5 protein-coding genes are annotated in these 6,000 nt (G+C 42.7%); all 5 read right to left on the minus strand.

Annotated features, from left to right (window positions below):
- Window positions 1–14: 14 nt before the first annotated feature.
- A complete protein-coding gene (gene ihfA / locus PAT01_RS16235; protein ID WP_002960690.1) occupies window positions 15–314 on the minus strand; it encodes an integration host factor subunit alpha in 300 nt (99 codons plus the stop codon).
- A gap of 2 nt (window positions 315–316) precedes the next feature.
- Window positions 317–2,704 (minus strand): phenylalanine--tRNA ligase subunit beta, encoded by a 2,388-nt coding sequence (gene pheT, locus PAT01_RS16240; protein WP_054983636.1) that lies wholly within the window; start codon window positions 2,702–2,704, stop codon window positions 317–319.
- A 15-nt stretch (window positions 2,705–2,719) separates the two neighbouring features.
- Window positions 2,720–3,700, minus strand: coding sequence for a phenylalanine--tRNA ligase subunit alpha (gene pheS / locus PAT01_RS16245; RefSeq protein WP_004587232.1), 981 nt, complete (start codon window positions 3,698–3,700; stop codon window positions 2,720–2,722).
- Between the two features lie 82 nt (window positions 3,701–3,782).
- Window positions 3,783–4,493, minus strand: coding sequence for a DnaA regulatory inactivator Hda (gene hda, locus PAT01_RS16250; RefSeq protein WP_186807298.1), 711 nt, complete (start codon window positions 4,491–4,493; stop codon window positions 3,783–3,785).
- Window positions 4,493–5,548: a DUF2066 domain-containing protein gene (locus tag PAT01_RS16255; RefSeq protein WP_154945829.1), complete on the minus strand. Its 1,056-nt coding sequence runs from the start codon at window positions 5,546–5,548 to the stop codon at window positions 4,493–4,495. The genes hda and PAT01_RS16255 overlap by 1 nt, the downstream gene beginning before the upstream one ends.
- Window positions 5,549–6,000: the final 452 nt, after the last annotated feature.

The raw sequence follows: 6,000 nt of genomic DNA on the forward strand, positions 1-6,000 counted from the left end.
TACGCTGCCCTTTTTTATTTTGCTTTGCTTGTGCCCACTTCTACACGGGTTTTAAGCTTTTGACCTGGTCTAAAGGTCACCACGCGGCGCGCCGAAATAGGAATGTCTTCTCCTGTTTTCGGGTTACGGCCTGGTCTTTCTTTTTTATCACGAAGATCAAAGTTACCAAATCCAGAGAGCTTAACCTGCTCGCCTTTTTCAAGCGCTGAGCGGATTTCTTCAAAAAACGCTTCAACTAAATCTTTGGCATCTTTTTTATTGATCCCGAGCTTTTCAAATAGGTGTTCAGCTATGTCGGCTTTAGTAAGCGCCATATCTAGTCCCTCAACGATGCATTAAACTTTTCGGCCAATGTGGCCACCACGTTATCAACTACCAGATTGATATCTTTCTCTTCGAGTGTTCTATCAACCGCCTGCAGTGTTAGAGCAATCGCCAAACTCTTATAATTTGGCTCAATACCTTTGCCCTTATACACATCGAATAAGTTTAGGTCAACCAATTGATTTCCGCCAACTTTTTCTATTGTGCTTAAAATATCACCTGAATTAACGCTGTCAGCCACTAAAATCGCGATGTCGCGGCGATTTGAAGGGAATTTTGAAACCCCTACAGCTTGCGGTAAATTTCTTTTTTCTATTGCAGACATTTCTATTTCAAATACAAAAGTTGCGTTATTGATATCTAACGATTTTTGCACTTGAGGGTGAAGAGCACCAAAAAATCCTACCTTTTTACCTTCAACATAAATAACTGCTGATTGGCCTGGGTGTAAACCGTCAGACTGCTCTGCTTTAATTTCAAAACGGCTTGTATCGTTGGTGATTGCTAATAAGGCTTCAACATCACCTTTTAAGTCGTAAAAATCAACGTTGCGTTTTTGCTCAACCCAATGCTCGCCGTGTGCAAGGCCAGTGATCACACCGCCAATGACAGGGACTTGCTGCAGGCCATTTTCTGCGCTGTCGTCGCTGATAAATTTAAGACCATGCTCAAATAAACGAATACGTGGTTGTTGACGGTTTTGATTATACGCAACCGATGCTAAAAGCCCTGGCATTAAGCTTACACGCATAGCCGACATTTCAATTGAAATTGGGTGCGGCAGTATAAGCGGATTACTTTGTGGGTGTATAATAGCTTGTGCTTTAGGGTCTACAAAGCTGTACGTAATTGCTTCTTGGTAGCCACGTGTCACTAACGTATTGCGAAACTTACTTAGCGCAATTGTTGACTCGTCATGTGTAGTCATTTTTAATTTTGCGGTTGGCGCAACATTTGGAATACTGTTGTAACCATAAACACGAGCAACTTCTTCAATTAAGTCTTCTTCAATACGAATATCGAAGCGGTAGCTTGGAATATCAGCGCTCCAGCTGTCGTTTTCAAACTTAACGTCTAAGCCTAAACGAGTCAGAATATCAGTCACTTTCGCATCGTCAATATGATGACCAATTACACGGTCTAAACGCGCACGACGTAGGCGTACTTCTGTCACTTTTGGCAGTTTATCAGCAGCCACAGCTTCTACGACAGGTCCTGCTTCACCGCCAACAATATCAAGTAATAAAGCAGTTGCGCGCTCCATTGCATCGTGTTGCAGGGTAAAATCTACGCCACGCTCATAGCGGTGTGATGCATCGGTATGTAAGCCGTAACTACGGGCTTGACCTGCAATTGCGACTGGGTTAAAAAACGCGCTTTCTAATAAAATATCAGACGTTTTTTCTGTAACACCTGATTGCTCACCGCCAAAAATACCGGCAATCGCAAGTGCTTTATTATGATCGGCTATCACAAGTGTTGATTCGTTCAGTTTTGCAGTATTGCCATCAAGCAATACTAACTCTTCGCCTGCATTGGCGCTGCGAACCTTAATGCCGCCTTCAATTGCATTTAAATCAAATGCATGCATTGGGTGGCCAAGTTCTAGTAATACATAGTTAGTAACATCAACAACAGGGTCAATTGAGCGAATACCACTACGGCGAAGCTTTTCAACCATCCAAAGCGGTGTTTCTGCATCAAGGCTAATGCCTTTGATTACACGCCCTAAGTAACGCGGACACGCATCAGAATTAACAAGCTCGATAGATACTTCATCGTCAATAGTGCCGCTAACTGCTGGAATTTGTAGCTCGTTTACATCAACGCTGTTTAATACACCTACTTCGCGTGCAAGGCCTTTTATACCCAAGCAATCACCACGGTTTGGCGTTAAATCAACATCAATTATGTTGTCATCAAGGCCTAAGTATTCGCGCAGGTCTGTACCAATTGGCGCATCGCTTGGCAATTCCATGATGCCGTCGCCTTCTTCGCTAATACCTAGCTCAACAAAGGCACACAGCATACCGTGTGATGGCTGACCGCGTAATTTGGCTTTTTTAATTTTAAAGTCGCCCGGTAAAACAGCGCCCACTGTTGCAACAGCGACTTTAATGCCTTGGCGACAGTTTGGCGCACCACACACAATATCAAGTAGCTCATCGCCACCTACATTGATTTTAGTAACGCGAAGTTTATCTGCATCTGGGTGCTGTGCGCACTCAACCACTTCACCAACTACTACGCCGTTAAAATCCGCTGCCGCGCTCTCAACTGCGTCAACCTCAAGGCCAGCCATAGAAAGCTGTTCCGAAAGAGCTTGCGTATCAATAGCAGGATTTACCCACTCTCTTAACCACTTTTCACTAAATTTCATTTTATATTTTCACTCTTAACGGAACTGGTTTAGGAATTTTAAGTCATTTTCAAAAAATGCACGTAAGTCGTTTACGCCATAGCGCAGCATGGTTAAGCGCTCTACGCCCATACCAAAAGCAAAACCGGTGTATTTTTCTGGGTCAATACCTACTGACTTAAGTACGTTAGGGTGAACCATGCCACAACCTAATACTTCAAGCCATTTGCCGTCTTTACCCATAACATCTACTTCAGCTGAAGGCTCTGTAAATGGGAAGAATGAAGGACGGAAACGAATTTCCATGTCTTCTTCAAAAAAGTTACGTAAGAAGTCGTGTAAAATACCCTTAAGCTCTGTGAAGCTTACATCAGTATCAACCATTAAACCTTCTACCTGATGAAACATCGGAGTATGCGTTTGGTCGTAGTCGTTACGATATACTCGACCTGGCGAAATAATTCGCAGTGGCGGTTGCTCTGTTTCCATAGTACGAATTTGCACACCACTTGTTTGGGTACGCAGTACTAACTTAGGATTAAAATAAAAGGTATCGTGATCAGCGCGCGCTGGGTGATGCTCAGGAATATTTAGCGCATCAAAGTTATGAAAATCATCTTCTACTTCTGGGCCTGATTTAACTTCAAAACCTAGCTCGCCAAAAAAGCTTTCTATACGCTCGATTGTGCGTGTTACCGGATGAAGGCCACCCGTAGGCATTACGCGCCCTGGTAAAGTTACATCAATTGTTTCAGCTGCTAGCTTTTCTTCAAGCGCTTTACTTGCTAAAAGCTCACGCTTTTCGTTAATGGCTGCTTGTACATCTTGCTTAGCTTGGTTAATTACTTGGCCTGCTTCTTTGCGTTCTTCAGGAGCAATTTTACCCAGTGTTTTAAGTAAGCTTGTGATTTCGCCTTTTTTACCAAGGTAATTAACCCTGATCTCTTCTAGTTGCGCGATTTCACTGGCACTGGCAACTGCCTCAAGTGCTTGCGCTAAAATATTTTCTAAGTTCATTCGATACCTGATCTTTCACAGAAGGTGATTACAATTTTGTTGACTAATGATAACTGAAAGCAGGGTCTAGATTCTAGACCTACTACAGCTTTAACGTTGATTTTATGAAGGGAATTGTTAATTTTCGTTGTGCGGCCATTGATGCATGATCTAATTTGTCTAATACGTCTAATAAAGCACGAATATCACGACTCAAGCGAGTCAATAAAAAGCGCGCGCATTCATCGCTTAGTTCAAGCCCACGCATATGCGCTCGCTTAACCAGTGCTTGTGCTTTATCATCATCACTCATTGATCGAATTTGAAAGGTAGTTCCCCACTTTAGCCGAGACTCTAAGTCGGGCAAGGTGATATTAAGCATGTCAGGGAGCAAATCGGCCGTAACCACTAACATTTTTGCGGGCTCGTTAAAGCGATTAAAAAAGTTAAAAAGGGCTTTTTCCCATGCGTCATTGCCAGCGACTAAGTGCACATCATCAATACATAATACGTCAAGTGCTTCTAAACCATCTAACACCATAGGGCCAAAGTCGATAACTTCACGCATAGACAACAGCATGTTTGACAAGCCACGCTCTTGGGCTTGTATGCAGGTTGCGTACAATAAGTGGGATTTACCAGAATCGCCTAAGCCACACAAATAAGTGTACTGAAATTTGTTGGCAAGCTTTGAGAAGCTCGCTTTAAGGTGGTTTACCTCTAAAGAGTCTTCCCCACCAAAATAAGAAGCAAATGTTTCATCATCAGGCAAGGTGACTGGTAGTGCCATTTGCATTGGCTCAGCACTTAGCATTACTCACCGACCCACTGATACTCAAGACTGTTTTTGTCTACAACATGGTAAAATGCGCGAGGGTCAACATAATCTCTAAAGGCACTATCAAGCCCAAGGCCTTTTTTAAGATCGCCCACACTGCCGGTGTGGTTAAGCTTAAACTCAACAAATTCTGGGGTTTTGCGCATTATGGTTGCTTGCGTCACTACACTCAAACTTTGTAGACGACGCTTTGCAAGTTCAATATCGACAAAGCTTTGAGTGCCTTTTAAGGTGAGCGTAGCCGCAGCCTGTTCATAATACGCGTTAGGGTCGATAGCGTATTCATTGGCTAATCCCAACGCTAAGCGGTCTATCATCTGGCCTACTATTTGCTGTTTATCACCTTCAAGACGGTTTGAATCGAATAAATCGTCATTAGTAAAACGCCAGTCTAAAATCCAGGTTTCGCTGTCGGGCTCTTGATACATTCTTGCTGTAATGCTTCGCTCTGCACTATAACGGCGCGACGCCTCTTCAACAGGCTCTGAAAAATTACCCCATACTTCAGGAATGCCAACCAAACGTCTGTCTTGTAAATCTAATAGTGGCACTACAACGGGTAAACCACGTCGACCCGCTTTGTCATATATAAGCTGCTCTAACTGAGGATAGCTTTCTTGTGTAACAAGCTCTCTACGCCAGTTATCTTCAATACCTAACCAAATAGCAACTAATGGGCGCTGGACGCCCCAAAGAGGTAAATTTAATTCTTTGATTAATTCATTTATTTTACGCGCTTCAAATTTAACAACTAGATTAAGCTGTCCATTTGCTTTTTCGTCGTATTCAAACTTGAGCATGTAATCTGAAATGTTTTTGGTGCGTTGTTGAGCAAGCTTATTTTGATCAGCAGATTCATCCCCGCTTACCTTTACTAAAACATTGAGTAATGCTTTGCGGCTAGCGGCTAAACGCGTGTCTCGACTTTTATCATCGACTTTTAATATATCTTGATACAGATCAGTTACTTCAACTGCCGACACAGAGAGACAAAATATAAATGATATGGCACTAATTAATAATCTATACACTGGCTATTAGTTCTTGGTTTTAAACTATTTTGATCCTAAATCAAAGCCAGTAACAAAGCAAAATTATATTTGTAATCTAGCTATGTTGAATAAATATTGTTTTTCTTAAAGCTTAAAACAGAAACAAACAGCTACTTAGCTATATGTTAAATGGGTTGTGATTGGTGAGGCGAGCCTTGTCCGCGGGTTTCGTGATACTCAACCCACGCTACGGAGGTGGTGATATTACGTAAAGACATGTATTTCACTTTTCTGCGGACGTAAAAAAGCCCGGCTCTTTCGAGTCGGGCTTTCTTGTATTTGGAGCCTGGCGATGTCGTGGTGCCCACAGCGGTAGAGAGTCACATAGCAAATGCGACATTATCATTGTGTCGGGTCGGCCTTTCGTAGGGCTCGCCCTCGAGCTGTTTCGTTTTTCTACTGATTTCGGCTATTTATTAAATCCCAGACAG

Origin of the sequence: Pseudoalteromonas atlantica, assembly GCA_007988745.1 — a bacterium.
In the GTDB taxonomy this organism is placed as follows: Bacteria; Pseudomonadota; Gammaproteobacteria; order Enterobacterales; family Alteromonadaceae; genus Pseudoalteromonas; species Pseudoalteromonas atlantica.

Coding starts and splice junctions, on each gene's coding strand:
- ihfA (WP_002960690.1), bottom strand. CDS start 314: ATGGCGCTTACTAAAGCCGACATAGCTGAACACCTATTTGAAAAGCTC.
- hda (WP_186807298.1), bottom strand. CDS start 4,493: ATGCTAAGTGCTGAGCCAATGCAAATGGCACTACCAGTCACCTTGCCT.
- pheT (WP_054983636.1), bottom strand. CDS start 2,704: ATGAAATTTAGTGAAAAGTGGTTAAGAGAGTGGGTAAATCCTGCTATT.
- pheS (WP_004587232.1), bottom strand. CDS start 3,700: ATGAACTTAGAAAATATTTTAGCGCAAGCACTTGAGGCAGTTGCCAGT.